Consider the following 21,431-nt stretch of genomic DNA (forward strand, 5'->3'; position numbering starts at 1 on the left):
TAGCCAAATAGAACTTAGCACTAGCTACATTAACAACAATAATGAAACACTTTTACAATTAAGGCTTTTTCGCTTAACACTTCGCACCTTGAAATAGATCTGTTCTGTAAAGCTTAGATATGTTTAGTAGATCAAAGTAAAACGTGAACAACTAGGTAGTATTTAGGGCGAGTTCGCAAATCAAAGCTGTATTAAAGCCCAACAATCAAGCACTATTAAAAATATGACTTTAACGTTTTAATTTGCACGCTAATTTACTCAGCGTTAAGCTACGCCTTTATTAAGTAATTTTACTAATTGTAATTGTCCCTAATTTTTTATGAGGACTAATGAGAGTTGATATAAAGGTTTATTATGACTAACAGCACATACCCTATTGGCATGCCTGGCAAAAAATGGAATAACAACGATAAAGCCCAGTGGTTAGCACGCCAAAACATTAAACGCAGTTACCAAAACGAAGTCGTAACGCTAATTAATGATCTTAAAAGCACCTTAGATATAGAGCAATACGGCGAGCTTAGTTACGCCCCTGGTACTTACCCATTATATATATTAAAAACGCCTAACTTTAACGCCAATAAACCAACTGTTTTAATCACCGGTGGTGTACATGGCTACGAAACCAGTGGCGTACATGGCGCACTTAGATTTGCTAAAACATCCGCTATGCAACACTCAGAGCAGTTTAATATTATTGTTGCGCCCTGCATTAGCCCTTGGGGATATGAAACTATAAACCGCTGGAACCCAGATGCGATTGATCCTAACCGCTCATTTTACGAAGGCAGCCCAGCCCAAGAGTCTGCAGCTATTATGGCGTTTGTAAAATCACTCGATATAGATTTAGTTGCTCATATTGATTTACACGAAACAACCGACAGCGATAACAGTGAATTTAGACCCGCACTTGCTGCCCGTGAAGGTACAACAAACACTAATTGGAACATACCTGATGGGTTTTATTTAGTGGCTGATACCAATAAGCCTGAGCCCGAATTTCAAAAAGTAATCATCGAAAATGTAGCGAAGGTCACGCACATTGCACCGAGCGATGAAAACAACCAGTTAATAGGCGTCCCTCAAGAGCAATTTGGCGTTATTAATTACGCAGCACAAGACCTTGGTTTATGTATGGGCTTTACTGATGCACCCTATGTAACCACAACAGAGGTATACCCTGATAGTCCAACAGCCACAGATGAAGAATGTATTTTGGCGCAGGTAGCTGTTATAACAAGCGCACTGAAATATATAAGTGCAAACACGCAATAAAAACTTCAAATAAAAATGCCCAAGGAGAATATCTACTTGGGCATTTTTTATAAAACTTTACCAATCTTAGTTTTTATAAAACTGACTGTCTTTGGTTATAGTAATGCTAGCATCTTCTTGCGCTGTTACTATAAATTGTAACTTACTCACTTTATGCTCAATATCGTAACCATCAGCCGTTACAGTTACAGGGACTCTTTTCATTGCACCTGGCTGTATAAGTGTAGAACTTGGACTTGAGAGCGTAGCGTCTGGCAAGCCCTCTATGGCAATACTGTAATGCAGTGCTTGCTGCGTTTTATTAATAATAGTAAGTGTATAAGGGTTTTCTACTAGGCCTTCGTAGTTCACCCTATAAAGCGCATTCCTATCGCGTAGTACTGAGGCTTCTATTGGTGTGCGTTGCAGCATCCATGCAAACATAGAAATTATTAACAAAGCAGTTAATCCGCCATATCCTACTAGTTTTAACCTAAATGGATTGGTTTTTTTACCTTCCATTTGTTTTTCGCTAGCGTACTTAATTAAGCCTTTTTGATAACCAAATTTTTCCATGGTATCGTCGCAAGCATCAATACATAAGCCACAGTTTATACATTCATATTGTAACCCATTTCGAATGTCTATTCCTGCAGGGCATACCTCTACACATAAGTTACAGTCTACACAGTCACCTAAGTTAAGCTCTTTTGGATCGGCTTTGCGTTTACGCGGTCCTCGGCTTTCACCGCGCTTGCTATCGTATGTTACAAGCAACGTATCTTTATCAAACATCACTGCCTGAAAACGAGAATACGGGCATGCAATAGTGCACATTTTTTCGCGTAAAAAGCCAGCATTCCCATAAGTACAAAAAGCGAATAAAAACACCCAAAAGCTCGTAATACCTGACCATTCAAACGTAAGCATTTCCGTATACAAACTTTTTGCTGGAATAAAATACGCCATAAACGAGGTCGCAGTTAAAATAGAAATAACAATCCATGCACTGTGCTTAGTAATTTTTTTGCGCCAAGTGCTTAGCGTCCACTGTGATTTATCCAGCTTTATTCGCTGATTTCGCGTACCTTCAATGCGCTGTTCTACCCACGAAAACATGAGCATCCATATTGTTTGCGGGCAGGTATAACCACACCAAACCCGACCAAGCCAGTTAGTTACAAAAAACAATGCAAAAGCCCCCACCATAAATAGCAGAGCTAAAATCATAAAATCTTGTGGAAGGAGTGTTAAACCAAAAATAGTAAAAGTTTGCGTTGCCACATCAAGCAGCACAGCTTGTTGACCGTTATATTGAATCCACGGTATTGCAATAAAAGTTATCATTAACAGCCAACCTAAATTACGGCGTATACGCTGAAAAAACCCTTTTTGCTCGCGGATATAAATTGGCCCTTCGGTGTTATAGGGCTTAATGATCATGTCTTCTTCTTTAATATCAAACTTCATAGTACTTGCTTCATAATGACGGGTATTAAGCAAGTATTAGCAACTTTCAGACCAAGCTGAAACTTTAATTACTTGATTGATATTAAAGAAATTATTTTAAAAAAGCAAAAAACAACCTCGCGATACAAAGCGATATTCGCGATATATCACGAATTTCTAGCAATCCCTAACTTTCGCATTTTTGAGCGTAGTGTACTCTCAGGTAAGCCCAATTTAATTGCCGCCCCTTTATCACCAGATATTTGCCAGTGCAATAACACAAGAACAGAGATTATATGCTGCTTTTGCGCTTCATCGAGTGTAAGTGAAGGATTAATAACGACTTCACCACCCGCTTGCAAAGGCTGGCTTAGCTGAAGTACCGCTTGATTAGATAAAATAGCTTCGCGTTCAAGTACATTTTGCAACTCTCTAATATTGCCTGGCCAATCGTAAGCCTGCAGCTGCGTAATTGCTTTTTTACTTAGCCCTTTTAAGTTTTTCCCGAGCTGCTTATTTAGTTGCGCAATTAAATTAGCGCATAAATAAGGAATATCCTCTTTTCGATCTTTAAGGGCGGGTACTTTTATAGGAAATACATTAAGCCGATAATACAAATCAATTCTAAACGTGCCTTTTTGTACCATTTCCCACAGGTCGCGATTAGTCGCTGCAATTACTCTAATGTTTACTTTTAACGTATTGCTGCCACCTACGCGTTCAAACTCTTGTTCTTGCAGGACTCTCAGTAATTTACTTTGCGCCTCAAGTGGAAGCTCTGCTATCTCATCTAAAAACAAGGTGCCTTTGTCAGCAAGCTCAAAGCGCCCTTTACGACGGTCATTGGCACCTGTAAACGCGCCCTTTTCATGGCCAAACAATTCCGACTCTAGCAAGCTCGGTGTAAATGCAGCGCAATTTACTTTTATAAAAGCTTGCTCGCTACGTTTGCTTAGCCGATACAAATTACGGGCTACTAACTCTTTACCCGTGCCATTTTCGCCAAGTATAAGCACTGTACTGTCGGTTTCACTTACCAATTTTATTTGATCTAACATGGTTTGAAATATATGGCTTTGTCCAACTAGCCCTGAGTCTTGCCAGTCTTCGTTGAGCTCTGCAATTAAGTAGTTGTTTTCATCTTTTAGCTGCTCACTTAAATGCTTTACTTGAGTAAGTGCCTCTTGCAGTGCATTTTGTGTTTGCTGTTGCAGTGATATGTCGCGAAATACCGCTACAGCACCAATTAACTTATCATTTTGATAAACCGGTGTTGAGGTGTATTCTACTGCAAATGAGCTACCGTCTTTACGCCAAAAAACTTCATTTTTAACTTCACGACGTTTTCCATCAAACATGGTGCAGTAAATTTGGCATTCATCTGCGGGATAAGGTGTGCCATCAGCATGAGTATGGTGATGATATTGATGTATTTTTTTACCTAATAGTTCCTCAGCGCACCAACCTGTCATGCGCTCAGCGGCAGGATTAACAAACACCGCATTACCCGATAGGTCAAAACCGTATATGCCCTCACCTACTGCGTTTAGCAATAATTTAGGATCGTTTAAAAATTGTTTTATCATAAATACACCTCGCGAAATATCGCGAGCATTATGGCAATTTTATACGCTAAGTGCACTCATTACTTAAAGTGCACTTACGCGTAAGTTAAAAAGCTATAAATAGTGCTTAAATAACGTTTTTACATCTATTTTTGCACCTAGCCTTGCGGCTATTAAATAAAGTCCTGCAAGTTTTCGGTGGATAAATAGCGCATCAACGGGCGGTGTATGCCATTGTTGAGATTGCGCACTAAGGGCAAGCCCTGCATTTTTAATTTTAAGCGCGAGTTCGCTATCTTTAAAATCAAACTCGCCATTTACTCTTAGTGGCTCGCACGCTATTAAAAGTAAATCAATAACGTTATTTTTATACTCATCAACTAAGTCATTTTTAAAATAACCAATGTGTGAAGCCGCTCTAAGTACACCTTCTCTGTTGTTTTCACTACCCGCTTTAAATAAGGCTAAATAAGCGTGGCTAAGCTCAGATGATATTTCTCGCGTTGCACCAAAATCAAACAAAACAATTTTTTGTGTATCAAATTGATAATGAAAGTTGGCAAAGTTAGGGTCGGTTTGAATGAGTTTAAATTCAAACATTTCTTTAAAAAACAAATCAATAAGTTGCTCTGCAACAAAGCTTTTTTGACTATCTGGTAGCTCTGTAATGCTCTCAATAGGTTCTGCGTTTATACATTCCATAGTCAGTACTTGTTCTGTGCTGTGCTCTGGATATACGTTAGGCACTTTAAAGTGGGGATTACTTGCTAGTGCATGTTTATACCGTATTAAATATTGCGCCTCCCGCTTATAATCAGCCTCGGCTAATAACTGCGCTTTAGCCTCACTAATAAGTGGTTTAATATTTAAATCTTTTGGCAGTAAACTAGAAATCGTTAATAACGAAATAACATTATCGACATCACTTACTACACTTTTTGCAATACCAGGGTATTGAATTTTAACAGCAAGCTGATCGCCATTTTCTTTATAAGCTAAATGAACTTGCCCTATAGAAGCCGCTGCAAAAGGCCTTAACTCAATATGAGAAAAGCGCGCTAGCCAGTCATCCCCCCATTGCTCTTTTAATACTTCAACAAGCTGCTTATGAGGCATTGGATTCGCGTCTGAGCGAAGTAAAGCAAGTAACTGAGCCAATTCAGGACTAAGTAAATCACCGGCATCCATTGAGAGCAATTGCCCGAGCTTCATTGCTGCACCACGCAAATGTGATAGCTGTGTGGCTAGTTTTTCAATATTTTTAGGCTGCAATAGTAAGCTTTTATTATCCCAACCTTTACCTGTTAGCGCGCTCTTAGCGCCATCAACTAACATATTGGTAGCAACACCTGTGGCAAGTGAGCCTAATTTTGCAAAACGGGAAAGCCGAGAAGTGGGAACAGTGCGAGGAGCCGCCATAATATTAAAACCTAATTAGCCTGAAAGTCAGGCTAATTAATACGTATATTGTAAGTAGGTAGATCTACTTATAGACGAGGTACTAGCTTAATTGCGCCTTCAACCACTTTCATATCAAGTGGAAGTTTACTAAGTAGCATCATTTTAGGGTCATCCATGTTTAATGTATAAACTGGGTTAACCGCTAAAAAAGCATTAATAACATCCATTGCTTGGTTATCAAGTGCACCTATATTGCCTTTAAAACCACCGGCATCTACACTCGAATCAAGTAATTTAATATTACGTAAAAACACTGCTTTTTTCTCACTGTCGTAAAATGGGCTACCTTCAATTTGCAGCTTTAAACGCACTGGATATTTAAGTGCGAATGCATTAATCTCAGCGCTCGAATCGGCACCAAGCACAACAACACCGCGGTTATCAGGTCCAATATTTACACTTAGGTCGTTTACATCAAACTGAACCGGTAAACCCATTAAGCTTACTTTTTCACTTAACTTTGGTAATTGCTTACCCAGTACAGACTCAACCTCAGAGTTAGTAAATGAATATACTGATATGCCTTGCGTGGTATTACAGGCAGTTAAAAATAACGCTGCAATAATAACTAAAATTCTCATGAGAACCCTTTTGTTTATGAATTAGTGATACATAACAAAGCCGCTATTAAAGCGGCTTAGTAAAATAGTAACCAGCATATATTAAACTGGTTCTAGGGCGTGTTGACCTTTGTGGATTGAAATTTGTTCAATCTAGGGGCGATTAAATCGCGGCGCGAGGTTTGTAACCTAGTGGGCTAAGTAAAAACCGAGTAACAAAGAGTTAATCGTCCCTAGAATAAACCCAACGGGCAGCGCATGTTTGGTACTTATGCTTCGTTATCGCCTATTTATGGGGAATAACCACACTACATAGGCTCTGCCTTGCCTAAATACCAAACAGTCTGCTGAAAATTCAACCACGAAAGGTCAACACGCCCTAGCGTATTAAGCTGCAAGTATCGCTTTAAGTCGCGTTAGTGTGTCAGGTTCAACTGAACCGTCACTGAGCGCTAATAACTGTTTTAAATAATAGTTTAAATCAGCATGATCGCCACGATGTTTGTCATCTAACATGGCTACTTGTTCTGCCATTCTAAGTGACTTATCGGTTGAACTTACGTTCGCTAGTATTTCCATGCGAGTAATAAGTTGCTCTTTACTTAATATTGTTTTAAGCGGTGCTTGATACTGACTTGGTAACGTCTCATTGTTCTCCAGTGCAGTAATTAATGCATCTAAATTAGCTTGCTCTGATTTACTTGTAAGCAATGCAAGTTTATCCTCAATAGCAGCTAGTAACTTAGTAACCCTTGGCGCTAACGATCTAAATTGCGTATACCCTTTCACTTTTGTTTCTAGGTCATGCAACTGCGCTCTTTGATTAACATCACTGAGTGCTGCTTCAAGCTCAGCAAGTTCTGCAATTGCTTGTTTATCTGACTCGTTTTGCTCGAGCTTTTGCTGCTCAAACTCACTACTACGCTTAGTAAATGTTTCATCGTTATACTGACGAAACTTCTGCCATAACGCATTTTCAGCCTTTAAACCAGCAAAGCCGATGTTTTGCCATTGCTGCTGCATTTGCTTCAACTCTTGACAAGCAGCCGCTAAATCTTCGCTTTGTGATAATTGCTGCGCTTTTTCAACTAGTGCATTTTTAAGTGCTGCATTACTTTTATGAAATGCGTTTAATAGAGCCAGTACTTGTTGTTGCTCGTTTTTATAACGATCGTTTAGTGTACGGTATGTTTTAGGGTCAACTTTACCCACACTGCGCCATGCTTTATTTAAACGATTGTATTGGCTTTCATATTGCTTCCAATCAAAGTCATCCCCAGCAGTTGGGTGTAAATGGAGCGCATGCATGTCGTTAATAATACTTTCACGTTGTGCTTTAGATGCTTCTCGTTGCACTTCTTGCTCTGCGAAGTAACTACGGCAAGGCGCAAATAACAGCTCGATTTGTTCATCAAACTGCACGCCTTGTTGTTTTTCTTCATCTGTATCTAAACGACCTAACTCATTCCAACGTTTACGTAGCGCTTTTACTTGCTCTGCGCGTTGTTGTGGGTCTGTACACTCTTCACTTACTAATGCACTTACTTCTTCTAATAAAGCTTTACGCTTTGGTGCTGCTGCATATTTTTGCCAATCTTTAGCATCCGCAAGTTGCGCTTCAAGGTCTGCTTTTATGTTTACAAGCGGCTGCTGATATTGCTCAGTAAGTGTATTAAATAACTCTTCAAAGCCTTTAAACACACCAAAAGCAACATTAAAACGACCTTCTTCAATTAGGCGTTTAACATCACGGGCTTTGCGTTTTGCTTGGCTTTGGTTTTTTTCAAGTGGCTTAACTAGCTCATTCATTGGTGCTAAAAATTGCTTTTTATGCACATTTAACTGTGTTTTAAACGTACTTTGCAGTGCACCATCTAAAATATTTAAATGATTACGCGCTGCTTTAAAGCCATTATTAAATTCAGTTAGCGTTGCATCGTATTGTGCTAAATCTTCTGCAGGTTTAATTTCGCATAATGCTGCAAAAGCGAGTTTGTACTCTTTAATAGCCGTTGTTAGCTCGGGTAATTTAGCAACTTGAGTAAATAGTTTTTCTAACTTGCTTACAGCGAGTTTTGATTGAGCATTATCAGCAAGTTCTGTTTCGCTGATAGCTTGCTTAGCTTGCGCTACTTTTGCATCAAGCCAATCTTGTTGAATTTGCTCTGGCGTTTCAAGGCCAAGCTGTAAGGCATTTTCAATTTCTTCACCCAAAGCTTCAAGTGTTGCAAGTGCTAATAATTGACGCTGTTGTTGAGCTAGTTGCTGCTGCTCTTTGTCATGTACCGCTTTTAATTGTTCAATGTGTGCATCTAACTTAGTGGTAATAGAAATATATTTTTCGTCAAGCAGCTTAACACGCTCATCACTTAACCATTTAAGCTCAAGTGCTTGCCACTGTGCCATTAAATCGCCGGCTTGTGAATTTACAACACCAAAATCTGTTTTTTCACGTAAAGCATTTAACTTAGCTAAAATAACACGTGTTGCACTTTCAACTTGAAGTGGCATTTCAATTGCTAAACGCTCATTTTCAATGTGCGTTTCAAGTGCTGCTTTTGCATCACCTTTTGCATGTTTTACTAATGGCTTAATTAATTGATGGGTAATAACAAGTTCAACTAACTGAGTTTGTAGCTCTTCGCTACCTTCTTTAAATGCTTTTTCTACTAACTTTGGATTTGCTAAACGTTTTAATAATTTAACGCGTACTTGCAGTTCTTTTTCTGCAAATGCTAACTTTTCGAGTGTTTTAACAGGTGCAAAACGCTCTATGTATTCACTTTTGATTTGCGCTGTTAGTGTACTTTCGCTATTTAAAACAGCATTAGATATTTGCAGCTCTGCTATATCTTTTAATGCTTGATCTTGTTTATACGCTTTCCACCATAGCGGCAAATTGTTTACCTTTTGTAGCGCTTTACGGCGAATTTCAGCTGAGCTATCTTCAAGTGCTAACGTGTTTAATATGGTTGCATCACGTTCAATGTCTAATTTTTCGATAGCATCAAGACGTACTTGTTGCTTTGGGTGTTTCCACTTAGGTGTAAAAAGGTGCTTAAAGATCATGTTCACTAAACCTAGCTATTTCGTTGTCTGATTTGAATTCTTTTTGTAGTTGAGCTTTTGTCTTTTGGATCATTTCACCATTAGCACCAATCGTAAATTGCTCGTTTGATTGAGCCACCTTTGCTTGATACAACATAACCAACTGCACTGTTTGTTGCTTTTGTTCATCTGATAAAACAGTACCGTCTGGCCACTTGCCAGTAGAAGCACCGTATTGTAAGCGTTCGAATAACTCGGGAGTAATATTTTGTACAAGATTGTCGATATTCATGTCATTTTTTCTTTTTTAGAGTCACTAAAATAATACGGTTTATAATATACCAAATACAACCTACGCCAATCGCTACCGTATAAGCATACCACTGAAGCGTTTTTTCTTGTGGCTGTAAGAAGTACAAACAGAAAAAACCACCTAAAAATAAGATAAGCGCCAAAAAGGAGTGATTTATAAACATCTGCTTTTTTTTAATTCGCTGTTCACGTTGAAGCTGTAAAACTTGCTCGTCGTTTAGCTCTGCAATGTTACTTTCGCAATGCGGACATTGCTTATGTTTATCTGAAATTGATTTTGCACATTTTGGGCAACGAATAATCGCCATACTTCTCTCCATACTACGCATAAAAAAAGCGCCTTTCGGCGCCTTTATTGTACTTGTTTTATTTCTCGTTGTCTTTTTTGAATTTAAACCAATAAATGATTTAGAAACGACAAACATTCAAGTTACCCACTAAGTTTAATTACTCAGCATCTTTTGACTGTTTTGCTAGGCGTTTTTCCCAGAAAGTGGCATTTTTAATACCTAATTTAACTGGGTCAAATGTGATTTTTCCGCCCTTTTTCTTCTGTTCTTCATAATCGCTCAAACATAGCAAAGCAGGCTTAGCTACGAAGAAAATGGCTAAAATACCTAGTATGTTAATCCAAGCCATTATGCCAACGCCTATATCACCAATAGTCCAAATATAACCTGAATTATTTACCATACCGTATGCAACCATAAACATAATTACAAACTTTACAAGAACAAGCGGAATATTGCCCTTAAAATAACGATTTAAGTAAGCAATATTAGTCTCTGCAATAAAGTAATAAGCAAGTATCGTAGTAAAGGCAAAGAAGAACAAAGCGATGCCAACAAATGCCTGTCCAAAGCTACCAAATACACTAAATAGAGCCATTTGAGTAAAGGCTGCTGATCCTACTTCAGTCGCTGCATCAACATTTTGTACAATAAATTGCCCTGCAGGTAGCTCACCCACAATGTTGTATTGCTGCGTTATTAAAATCATTAATGCAGTTGCAGTGCACACAAAGAGGGTATCAACATAAACAGAGAAAGCTTGTACTAACCCCTGTTGAGCCGGGTGATCAACTTCTGCTGCAGCTGCTGCATGAGGCCCAGTACCTTGGCCTGCTTCATTAGAATATATACCGCGTTTAACGCCCCAACCAATAGCAGCACCAAAACCGGCCTGCGCAGTAAACGCATCACTAATAATTAAATAAAATATATCACCCACTTTATCTAAATTTAAAAATACAACGATTAGTGCTAATACTATGTAACCGAGCGCCATAAATGGCACTACAATTTGGGTAAAGTTAGCAATACGCTTTATACCGCCAAAAATAATAAATGCCAAAACAATAAGGATAATTGCCAAAGCGACTAACTTAAAGCTACCTACATCACCAAAGCTAGTAGAAACCATATTGCCATTGCCAAACACTTGGGTAAACGCATTACCTACCGCATTTGCTTGTACGCCTGGCAGAAAAACACCACATGCAATAATCGCCGAAACAGCAAATAAAACAGCTAGCCATTTTTGCCCTAAACAACGGTCAAAATAATACGCTGGACCGCCGCGATATTGCCCGCTTTCTTCTGTTTTATAAATTTGGCCTAAAGTAGATTCTGCGTATGCGGTACTTGCTCCTAAAAAAGCAACAACCCACATCCAAAAAATTGCACCTGGCCCACCAAAACCGATAGCTGCTGCAACACCTGCGATATTACCGACCCCTACACGTCCAGATAACGATACTGCAAGGGCTTGAAAAGATGAGATACCTTTATCAGATGTGTTAGGACTAAATAATAACTTACACATTTCTTTAAAATGTCTAACTTGAGCAAATCGAGTCAACACTGAATAAAACAAGCCTGCGCCTAGGCATAAATAGATGAGTGCATTACTCCAAACAACATCATTAACAGCGCTTACAAAAGCTTCCATGGATTTCCTCTATATTTATTATTTTTAATTACGAGACTCTGTTTTAGCTACTACTCAACATAAGTTTCACGAAATAAGGTTTTACCTCTCCCGTCTCGACTCATTATTTAATTAATCTTAACTTAAGTACCCCAACATTGTTAACACTTAATTTTCAAAATATTTAATTACATAGCTATTGCAAGGCACTACATCAGCAGTATTTAAATGAAAATAGATTGATTTGTACCGATACGTTGATTATACGCGGCTAAGAAACGTTAAAAACGTTTTGGAATGAAGTTGCTATATGATTATTATTTTTATAAAAGGGGTTTTACTAAAAGTAAAAAGGGCATCAAAACTATTGATACCCTTCAAGCAAACGTTTTATCTTAAATTATCAACAACATTAACAATTGCAGCTAACGTATCTTGACCAAATTGATACGAACGACGGTCTGACCAGCCATAGTCTGGATCAGGTAAATCGTTGTTGTCTTTAAATGGCATTTCAATTGTGTACGTTAATGCTTTGAATTCTTCAGCAGTAGCTGATGAACCTACCGTTAGATTAGCCTGACCTGGCTCATCTTTTGGATAGCCATGCTCATCTTGAAACTCTGGTGTAATAGTTAAAAGCGCAGCTTTAAAACTATCTTCAAGACCTTTAAGACGAGCATCGTAACTTGGAATGCCTTCACTGCCTGCCACAAAGTTATATGGAATAGCTTCATCGCCGTGTATGTCTAGGTGCATATCTAAACCAACTTCGCGCATTTTATTTAGTACTAGGTAAACCTCAGGACTATTTTCCATGCTTGGTGTTTGCCATTCACGGTTTAAGTTAACCCCTTTAGCGTTAGTACGAAGGTGTCCGCGTGCGCTGCCATCTGGGTTCATATTTGGCACAACGTAAAATACTGCTTTTGATAAGAGCGCTGCAGCATGCGGGTCTTCGTCATCAAGAAGTTTATGCAATAGACCTTCAACATACCACTGCGCCATTGTTTCACCTGGGTGTTGACGTGCTGTGATCCAAATAGTTTTCTTGTCGTCACTTGGCTCACCAATTTTAAGCACACTCATATCGCGGCCATCGAGTGTTTCACCAAGCGTTATTAATTGGCAAGCACCTTGGCTTTGTGCCGAAGATAATAAATCTAAATGGCGGTCGTAACTGTATGGCGCAAAGTAAGCAAAATATACACTGCCGCACTCTGGTTCAATTTCAAAACTTAATGTGCCATTTTCATAGCTTGATGGTACACGAAACCATGTTTGGCGGTCATATGATGCAACGGCTTGATATCCTTCCCAACCATCTGGGTAAGCTGATTTATCAAGCTCATTAATATTTAACTTATGCAATTGGTAAGGTGTTGTTTCAAGGCGAAAGTGAAACCACTGATAAAATTCAGACTGGTGATCTTTATTAATTTCTAATTGGATATTTAAAGGATCGGTGGCTTCAATAACTTTGATATTACCACTGTCGAAATTGCTGCTGATTTTCATGAAAAAACCTTTAGGTTGAATAAGTTTATCTGCTTATTAATTCACAGAACTGACATTATTTTTAAATAGTAAAACGAATGTGCATTTTCTTAATTAAAGCCTACCACAAGGCATACGCTTTAAAAGTAATACACGACCAAAAAAGCCAGCAACATGCTGGCTTTTAAGTCACTGCAAATAAATTAGCGAGGTAAGCTTGGGAATAACACTTCGGCCATATCGCGCATACAACGAACTACTTGGCAGCTGTAACCAAACTCATTGTCGTACCATACATATAAAACAATACGGTTATCTTCAACAATTGTTGCTTGTGAATCAACAACACCTGCGTAACGGCTACCTACTAAATCGGTAGATACAATTTCCGTTGATGCAGTGTAATCAATTTGATCACGTAAATCTGAATGAAGTGCTGTATCGCGTAAAAATGCGTTTAGCTCTTCAACTGATGTGCTTGTTGCTAAATTAAGGTTCAAAATAGCGAGCGATACGTTAGGTGTAGGTACGCGGATTGCGTTACCTGTTAACTTGCCTTCAAGCTCTGGTAATGCTTTTGAAACCGCTTTTGCAGCACCTGTTTCAGTAATTACCATGTTAAGTGCTGCGGCACGGCCGCGGCGCTCTGCTTTGTGGTAGTTATCAATAAGGTTTTGATCGTTCGTGTACGAGTGTACAGTTTCAACATGGCCATTATTGATACCAAACTTATCGTTTAATGCTTTAAGCGTTGGTGTAATTGCATTAGTTGTACAGCTTGCTGCACAAACAATTTTATCTCTAGGTAAAATATCTTTGTTATTAACGCCATACACGATGTTTTTGATATTACCTTTTGCAGGAGCTGTTAATAATACTTTTGCAGCGCCCTTACACTCTAGATGCTGGCCAAGGCCCGCTTCGTCTTTCCAAATACCAGTGTTATCAACAATTAGCGCATTGTCGATACCATATTGAGTGTAATCAATTTCGCTAGGAGAGTTAGCGTAGATAACTTGAATGTAACTACCGTTAGCTTTAATTGCGTTACGTTCTTTATCAATCGTGATTGAACCATTGAACGGACCGTGAATAGAATCACGACGCAGTAAGCTAGCACGCTTTTCTAGGTCGCCATCTTTACCACCACGAACTACAATAGCACGCAAGCGTAAGTCCGAGTATGGACCAGATTTTTCAATTAATAAACGCGCTAGTAAACGACCTATACGACCAAAGCCATATAATACAACATCGCGTGGTTCTTTCGCTGGTAAGTTAGCTATTTCTGCAAGTTCATCTTTCACAAACTCTTCCACTGAGCGGCCTTTTGCAGCTTCAGTGAACAGATAACTGTATGCAAGCTTACCAATATCAATACGTGCAGAGTTTAATTCCATTTTGCTAATAGCTTCTAAAAATGGGAAGCTTTCGCGTAAACGTAATTTAGTGCCTTCAAACTGAGCAACGGTTTTGTGAGATTTGATAATATCGATAGTACTGGCATTTACGAGAGGACGGCCATATACAGCGATTTCAATACCACGATTACGGTAAAGCTTACCAATGATTGGTTGCATGCTTTCTGCATAATCTTGGCGCTCTTGCCAACTATTTGTGTATTCTAACTCGTGAGATGAGGTCATTTTATTTACCTAAGTTTATCATTTTGAACGGATAGCCTTTAAAAATGCACTATATTTTGAGAGTAATGCACTTCGGCTGGGCTATTGTAATTTAATCTAAAGTTATTCTCCACTTTAAGAGGCTAAATGATTGCTACTTACAAGTAAGTTTAAAAAATTAGATTTGATTAGTAGACTATGTGGATTTGTAGCAATTTGCTTAATTAGGTGATCTATTTAAGGTAGGTAAATTGTGTCGACAACAAGAATTTTTGTTATTCACTTGTTTTATATAAGAAATTTTAATGCAGCTAGCGTAATATTTAATCTCTAAAATTGATTAAATATTACAGATTAGTATTAATTATGGCTGTAGAAAATTAGCCAGCATAACTAGGTAATTTTTAAAGAAAAAGGCAGCTAACGCTGCCTTTTTTTATTTTGCTTTGCTTGTGCCCACTTCTACACGGGTTTTAAGCTTTTGACCTGGTCGAAAGGTTACCACACGACGCGCCGAAATAGGAATATCTTCGCCTGTTTTCGGGTTGCGGCCTGGTCTTTCTTTTTTATCACGAAGATCAAAGTTACCAAATCCAGAGAGCTTAACTTGCTCACCTTTTTCAAGCGCTGAGCGGATTTCTTCAAAAAACGCTTCAACTAAGTCTTTGGCATCTTTTTTATTGATACCCAGTTTTTCAAATAGGTGTTCAGCTATGTCGGCTTTAGTAAGCGCCATATCTAGTCCCTCAACGATGCATTAAATTTTTCAGCCAGTTCGGCCACCACGTTATCAACTACTAGATTGATGTCTTTCTCTTCGAGTGTTCTATCAACCGCTTGCAGTGTTAGAGCAATCGCCAAACTCTTATAATTTGGCTCAATACCTTTGCCCTTATACACATCGAATAAGTTTAGGTCAACCAATTGATTTCCGCCAACTTTTTCTATTGCGGTCAAAATATCACCAGAGTTAACGCTGTCAGCCACTAAAATCGCGATGTCGCGACGATTTGAAGGGAATTTAGACACCCCTTCGGCTTGCGGTAAATTTCTTTTTTCTATTGCTGACATTTCAATTTCAAAAACAAAAGTTGCGTTGTTGATATCTAACGATTTTTGAGCTTGAGGATGTAAAGCACCAAAAAAACCAACCTTTTTGCCGTCAACATATATTACAGCTGATTGACCAGGGTGAAGTCCATCCGATTGCTCTGCTTTAATTTCAAAGCGAGTGATGTCATTGGTAATAGCAAGTAAAGCTTCAACATCGCCTTTTAGGTCGTAAAAATCAACATTACGTTTTTCTTCAACCCAATGCTCGCCATTTACAAGGCCTGTTATAACACCGCCAATAACCGGTACTTGGTAAACACCATTTTCTGCACTTTCGTCGCTTATAAATTTAAGACCATGTTCGAATAAACGAATACGAGGTTGCTGGCGATTTTGATTGTACGCTACAGACGCTAATAAACCCGGCATTAAACTTACACGCATTGCTGACATTTCAATTGAAATAGGATGCGGCAATACCATTGCTTTACACTCTGGGTGTAAAATAGCTTGTGATTTAGGGTCTACAAAGCTGTATGTAATTGCTTCTTGGTAACCACGAGTCACTAACGTATTGCGAAACTTGCTAAGCGCAATCGTTGCTTCGTTATGTGTTGTCATTTTAAGTTTTGCAGTTGGTGCAACATTTGGAATGCTGTTGTAACCGTAAACACGTGCTACTTCTTCAATTAAATCTTCTTCGATGCGTATATCAAAACGGTAGCTTGGTACGTCCGCACTCCAGCTTTCATTTTCTACTTTAACATCAAGACCTAAACGCGTAAGAATATCTGTTACTTTAGCATCTTCAATATGATGGCCAATAACACGGTCTAAACGTGAACGGCGAAGACGTACTTCAGTCACTTTTGGAAGTTTGTCAGCCGCAATAGCTTCAACTACTGGACCTGCTTGACCACCAACAATTTCAAGTAGAAGTGCTGTTGCACGTTCCATTGCATCGTGTTGTAGAGCAAAATCAACACCGCGTTCATAACGGTGTGAAGCATCGGTATGTAAACCGTAGCTACGTGCTTGACCTGCAATTGCTACAGGATTAAAAAACGCACTTTCAAGTAATATATCAGATGTTTTACCTGTAACACCTGATTGCTCACCACCAAAAACACCTGCAATTGCAAGCGCTTTGTTATGATCGGCTATCACTAGTGTTGTGTCGTTTAATTTAGCGGTATTACCGTCTAGTAAAACAAGTTCTTCACCTGCGTTTGCACTTCGAACTTTAATACCACCTTCAATCGCATTTAAATCAAACGCATGCATTGGGTGACCAAGTTCAAGTAATACATAGTTAGTAACATCAACTACTGGGTCAATTGAGCGTACACCACTGCGACGTAGCTTTTCAACCATCCAAAGTGGTGTTTCTGCGTCAAGGTTGATGCCTTTTATCACACGGCCAAGGTAACGAGGACATGCATCTTCGTTAACTAATTCAATTAATACTTTGTCATCAATAGTTGGTGTAACAGCTGGAATATCCAATACATTTACGTCAATACTATTTAAAACACCGACTTCACGTGCAAGGCCTTTAATACCTAAACAGTCGCCACGGTTTGGCGTTAAATCAACATCAATAATATTATCGTCAAGACCTAGGTAGTCACGTAAATCAGTGCCAATTGGTGCGTCGCTTGGCAATTCCATAATGCCGTCGCCTTCTTCGCTGATACCTAGCTCAACAAAAGCACATAGCATTCCGTTTGAAGGCTGGCCGCGTAGTTTGGCTTTTTTAATTTTAAAGTCGCCAGGAAGTACAGCGCCCACAGTTGCAACAGCAACTTTAATACCTAAGCGACAGTTTGGTGCACCACACACGATATCAAGTAGCTCATTGCCACCTACGTTAATTTTGGTAACACGCAGTTTATCTGCATCAGGGTGTTGACCACATTCAACAACTTCACCAACAACTACGCCATTAAATTTGTCAGCCGCAGGCTCAACACCATCAACTTCTAGACCAGCCATTGAAAGCTGTTCCGAAAGAGCTTGCGTATCAATAGCAGGATTAACCCACTCTCTTAACCACTTTTCACTAAATTTCATTTTATTGTTTCACTCTTAACGGAACTGGTTTAGGAATTTTAAGTCATTTTCGAAAAATGCACGCAAATCGTTTACGCCATAGCGCAACATAGTCAAACGCTCTACACCCATGCCAAAGGCAAAGCCAGTGTATTTTTCTGGGTCAATGCCCACAGACTTAAGTACGTTTGGATGTACCATGCCACAGCCTAGCACTTCTAACCACTTACCGTCTTTACCCATAACATCTACTTCAGCTGAAGGTTCTGTAAATGGGAAGAATGAAGGACGGAAACGAATTTCCATATCTTCTTCAAAGAAGTTACGTAAAAAATCATGCAAAATACCTTTAAGCTCAGTAAAGCTAACATCGGTATCAACCATTAAACCTTCAACCTGATGGAACATAGGTGTATGGGTTTGATCGTAATCGTTACGGTATACACGTCCAGGTGAAATAATCCGCAGTGGCGGCTGCTCAGTTTCCATAGTACGAATTTGCACGCCACTGGTTTGTGTACGTAGTACTAATTTAGGATTGAAATAAAAGGTATCATGATCAGCACGTGCTGGATGGTGCTCTGGAATATTAAGCGCATCAAAGTTATGAAAATCGTCTTCGATTTCTGGACCAGATTTAACTTCAAAACCTAACTCACCAAAAAAGCTTTCTATACGCTCAATAGTGCGCGTAACTGGGTGTAAACCACCGGTAGGCATAACACGACCTGGCAGAGTTACATCTATAGTTTCAGCAGCTAGCTTTTCTTCAAGTGCTTTACTTGCAAGCAATTCACGCTTTTCGTTAATAGCAACTTGCACATCTTGTTTAGCTTGGTTTATAACCTGGCCTGCTTCTTTACGTTCTTCAGGTGCTATTTTACCTAACGTTTTAAGTAAGCTAGTGATTTCGCCTTTTTTACCAAGGTAATTAACCCTGATATCTTCTAACTGCGCTATTTCACTGGCACTGGCTACCGCCTCAAGTGCTTGCGCTAATATGTTTTCTAAGTTCATTCGATACCTGATCTTTCACAGAAGGTGATTGCTTAAGAGCGTGTTGGCCTTTCAAGATTGCTTTTCAACTGCGTGATTGACCATTAAATAAAGTTAGGCATTGGGTTGTAGTTTCTACATAAGTCATGCAATAACGCTAAATAAAGAACAAACACGTATTGTCCGAAGTGTTTATCTTGAAGGCTGCTCTCTTTGTTGTTCGGGTTTTGCATATAAAACTATGCTAATGTCCTCACAACGCGATTATAGCACCCTTAAGTTAAACAAATTCCAATCAGGAAAGGTAAACACGCTCTGATAATAGGTTATGATAACTGAAATCAGGGTCTAGATTCTAGACCTACTACAGCTTTAACGTTGATTTTATAAAAGGAATAGTTAATTTTCGCTGTGCAGCCATAGATGCATGATCTAATTTGTCGAGTACATCTAATAAAGCACGCATATCGCGGCTTAAACGGGTTAATAAAAAGCGTGCACACTCATCACTTAATTCAAGGCCGCGCATGTGAGCGCGCTTAACAAGTGCTTGTGCTTTATCGTCATCACTCATAGAACGAATTTGAAAGGTTGTTCCCCACGTTAAACGAGACTCTAAGTCAGGCAGCGTAATATTAAGCATACTTGGAAGTAAATCGGCCGTTACTACTAACATTTTTCCGGGTTCGTTAAACCGGTTAAAAAAGTTAAATAGTGCTTTTTCCCATGCATCATTCCCTGCAACTAAATGCACGTCATCAATACATAGAACATCAAGCGCTTCCAAGCCATCTAATACCATAGGCCCAAAGTCAATTACTTCTCGCATAGACAGCAGCATATTAGATAAGCCACGCTCTTGTGCTTTAATGCAGGTTGCATATAAAAGGTGAGACTTGCCCGAATCACCTAAACCACATAGGTATGTATACTGAAACGTTTTTGCTAATTTAGAAAAGCTATCTTTTAGGTGATTAACCTCCAAAGAGTCTTCTCCACCAAAATACGATGCAAATGTTTCGTCATCAGGTAAAGTAACCGGTAATGCCATTTGCATCGGATCAGACATTAGCATTATGGTGTTACCCATTGATACTCTAAGCTATTTTTATCAACAACATGATAAAATGCGCGTGGGTCCTCATAATCTTTAAATGAAGAGTCTAACCCTAACCCTTTTTTAAAATCACTCAAGTTACCAGTATGATTTAGTTTAAATTCAACAAATTCTGGGGTTTTACGAACAACTTTGACTTGCGTAACAACACTTAGGCTCAATAATCTTCGTTTCGCTAATTCTACATCAACAAAATTTTGTGTGCCTTTTAGCGTGAGCGTAGCAATTGCTTGTTCATAATAAGCATTTGGATCAATTGCATACTCGCTTGCAAGACCTCGTGCTAAGGTGTCAATCATCTGGCTCACTATTTGCTGTTTATCACCAGTTAATCGATTGGAATCAAATAAATCATCATTTGTAAAACGCCAATCTAAAATCCAATTTTCATTATTTTCTTCTTTATACATTCTTGCCGTTATACTTCGCTCAGCACTATAGCGTTTAGAAGCCTCTTCTACCGGTTCTGAAAAGTTACCCCATACTTCCGGGACTCCTACTAGACGTCTATCTTGCAAATCAAGTAAAGGAACCACTACAGGCAAACCTCGGCGTCCTGCTTTATCATAAATTAATTGCTCTAACTGCGGGTAACTTTCTTGTGTTACTAATTCTCTGCGCCAATTGTCTTCAATACCTAACCATATTGCAACTAATGGGCGTTGTACTCCCCATAAAGGTAAGTTTAGCTCTTTGATTAGCGCATTAATCTTTCGAGCTTCAAATTTAACAACGAGTTTCAATTGTCCGTTTGTTCTCTCGTCATATTCAAACTTAAGCATATAATCAGAAATATCTTTAGTACGTTGTTGCGCTAATTTATTTTGATCCGCAGTTTCATCACCGCTTACTTTCACTAAAACATTAAGCAAAGCTTTACGACTCGCAGCTAATCGAGTATCTCGTGTTTTGTCATCCACTTTTAAAATATCTTGATATAGATCAGTTACTTCAACTGCCGACACAGAAAAACAAAATAAAATGGATATGGCGCTAATTAATAATCTATACACAGGCTGTTAGTTCTTGGTTTTAAACTGATTTGATCCTAAATCAAAGACAGTAACAAAGCAAAATTAAATTTGTTATCTAAGGAAATGAGAGTAATTAGCTTTTATAAAAAATAAAATAATTAAATATGGATAAGATAGTTAAATGAGTAGTACGCTATTCACCTACGCTTAACTTTAACTACACTTTTGAAAAACGAGAACCTTTCAGGTTTAGTTTGATCTTGAAGGTATCTAATGCAATTACTCGATGATATTACCGCATAGAATATTCGTTATTCGCTCACATTTCACTTTTCTGCAGACGTAAAAAAGCCCGATTCTTTCGAATCGGGCTCTCTACAATTTGAAGCCTGGTAATGTCCTACTTTCACATACCAAATGCTACACTATCGTTGGCCGGGGCTCGCCTTCGAGCTGCTTGGTTTCATTACTGAATTCGGCATGGGCTCTTGACTATTTATTAAATCCCAAACAGCAAAAAACCCGTCACATAGCTGTAA

Annotated in this window: 16 protein-coding genes; 1 reads left to right on the forward strand and 15 read right to left on the reverse strand. The window is 38.8% G+C overall.

All coding sequences use genetic code 11. The features are described 5' to 3' along the window. Window positions 1–354 precede the first annotated feature (354 nt). Window positions 355–1,275: a M14 family metallocarboxypeptidase gene (locus V6260_RS16590; protein ID WP_341595185.1), complete on the forward strand. Its 921-nt coding sequence runs from the start codon at window positions 355–357 to the stop codon at window positions 1,273–1,275. 66 nt (window positions 1,276–1,341) lie between these two features. On the opposite strand, the gene ccoG is transcribed toward V6260_RS16590, so the two are convergent. The 15 genes from ccoG to V6260_RS16665 form a co-directional block, all read right to left on the reverse strand. Continuing rightward, complete coding sequence (gene ccoG / locus V6260_RS16595; RefSeq protein WP_341595187.1) at window positions 1,342–2,724, reverse strand: cytochrome c oxidase accessory protein CcoG; 1,383 nt, start codon at window positions 2,722–2,724, stop codon at window positions 1,342–1,344. A 146-nt stretch (window positions 2,725–2,870) separates the two neighbouring features. After that, complete coding sequence (locus V6260_RS16600; RefSeq protein WP_341595188.1) at window positions 2,871–4,289, reverse strand: sigma-54 interaction domain-containing protein; 1,419 nt, start codon at window positions 4,287–4,289, stop codon at window positions 2,871–2,873. A 93-nt stretch (window positions 4,290–4,382) separates the two neighbouring features. Beyond that, window positions 4,383–5,687 carry an AarF/ABC1/UbiB kinase family protein gene (locus V6260_RS16605; protein ID WP_341595190.1) on the reverse strand — a complete coding sequence of 435 codons (1,305 nt, stop codon included), beginning with the start codon at window positions 5,685–5,687 and terminating at the stop codon, window positions 4,383–4,385. 68 nt (window positions 5,688–5,755) lie between these two features. Beyond that, complete coding sequence (locus tag V6260_RS16610; RefSeq protein WP_341595191.1) at window positions 5,756–6,310, reverse strand: DUF1439 domain-containing protein; 555 nt, start codon at window positions 6,308–6,310, stop codon at window positions 5,756–5,758. A gap of 366 nt (window positions 6,311–6,676) precedes the next feature. Next, a complete protein-coding gene (locus V6260_RS16615) occupies window positions 6,677–9,358 on the reverse strand; it encodes a DUF349 domain-containing protein (RefSeq protein WP_341595192.1) in 2,682 nt (893 codons plus the stop codon). Next, a complete protein-coding gene (locus V6260_RS16620) occupies window positions 9,348–9,629 on the reverse strand; it encodes a YeaC family protein (protein WP_007378333.1) in 282 nt (93 codons plus the stop codon). Before V6260_RS16620 ends, V6260_RS16615 begins: the two co-directional genes overlap by 11 nt. A gap of 1 nt (window position 9,630) precedes the next feature. Further along, the gene (locus V6260_RS16625) at window positions 9,631–9,957 is read right to left on the reverse strand and encodes a hypothetical protein (RefSeq protein ID WP_341595194.1); all 327 of its coding nucleotides are present in this window, start codon (window positions 9,955–9,957) and stop codon (window positions 9,631–9,633) included. Between the two features lie 139 nt (window positions 9,958–10,096). Beyond that, complete coding sequence (locus V6260_RS16630; RefSeq protein ID WP_341595195.1) at window positions 10,097–11,599, reverse strand: alanine/glycine:cation symporter family protein; 1,503 nt, start codon at window positions 11,597–11,599, stop codon at window positions 10,097–10,099. A gap of 369 nt (window positions 11,600–11,968) precedes the next feature. Next, a complete protein-coding gene (locus V6260_RS16635; protein WP_341595197.1) occupies window positions 11,969–13,096 on the reverse strand; it encodes a M14 family metallopeptidase in 1,128 nt (375 codons plus the stop codon). 182 nt (window positions 13,097–13,278) lie between these two features. Continuing rightward, complete coding sequence (locus V6260_RS16640) at window positions 13,279–14,721, reverse strand: glyceraldehyde-3-phosphate dehydrogenase (RefSeq protein WP_341595199.1); 1,443 nt, start codon at window positions 14,719–14,721, stop codon at window positions 13,279–13,281. Between the two features lie 415 nt (window positions 14,722–15,136). Next, window positions 15,137–15,436 carry an integration host factor subunit alpha gene (gene ihfA, locus V6260_RS16645; protein WP_002960690.1) on the reverse strand — a complete coding sequence of 100 codons (300 nt, stop codon included), beginning with the start codon at window positions 15,434–15,436 and terminating at the stop codon, window positions 15,137–15,139. A 2-nt stretch (window positions 15,437–15,438) separates the two neighbouring features. Continuing rightward, a complete protein-coding gene (gene pheT / locus V6260_RS16650) occupies window positions 15,439–17,826 on the reverse strand; it encodes a phenylalanine--tRNA ligase subunit beta (RefSeq protein WP_341595205.1) in 2,388 nt (795 codons plus the stop codon). 15 nt (window positions 17,827–17,841) lie between these two features. Then, window positions 17,842–18,822 carry a phenylalanine--tRNA ligase subunit alpha gene (gene pheS / locus V6260_RS16655; protein WP_039486289.1) on the reverse strand — a complete coding sequence of 327 codons (981 nt, stop codon included), beginning with the start codon at window positions 18,820–18,822 and terminating at the stop codon, window positions 17,842–17,844. A 343-nt stretch (window positions 18,823–19,165) separates the two neighbouring features. Continuing rightward, window positions 19,166–19,876 carry a DnaA regulatory inactivator Hda gene (hda, locus tag V6260_RS16660; protein WP_341595210.1) on the reverse strand — a complete coding sequence of 237 codons (711 nt, stop codon included), beginning with the start codon at window positions 19,874–19,876 and terminating at the stop codon, window positions 19,166–19,168. Next, window positions 19,876–20,931: a DUF2066 domain-containing protein gene (locus V6260_RS16665; protein WP_341595207.1), complete on the reverse strand. Its 1,056-nt coding sequence runs from the start codon at window positions 20,929–20,931 to the stop codon at window positions 19,876–19,878. Before V6260_RS16665 ends, hda begins: the two co-directional genes overlap by 1 nt. Window positions 20,932–21,431: the final 500 nt, after the last annotated feature.

Origin of the sequence: Pseudoalteromonas aliena (assembly GCF_038155085.1) — a bacterium.
Taxonomy (GTDB): Bacteria; Pseudomonadota; Gammaproteobacteria; order Enterobacterales; family Alteromonadaceae; genus Pseudoalteromonas; species Pseudoalteromonas aliena_A.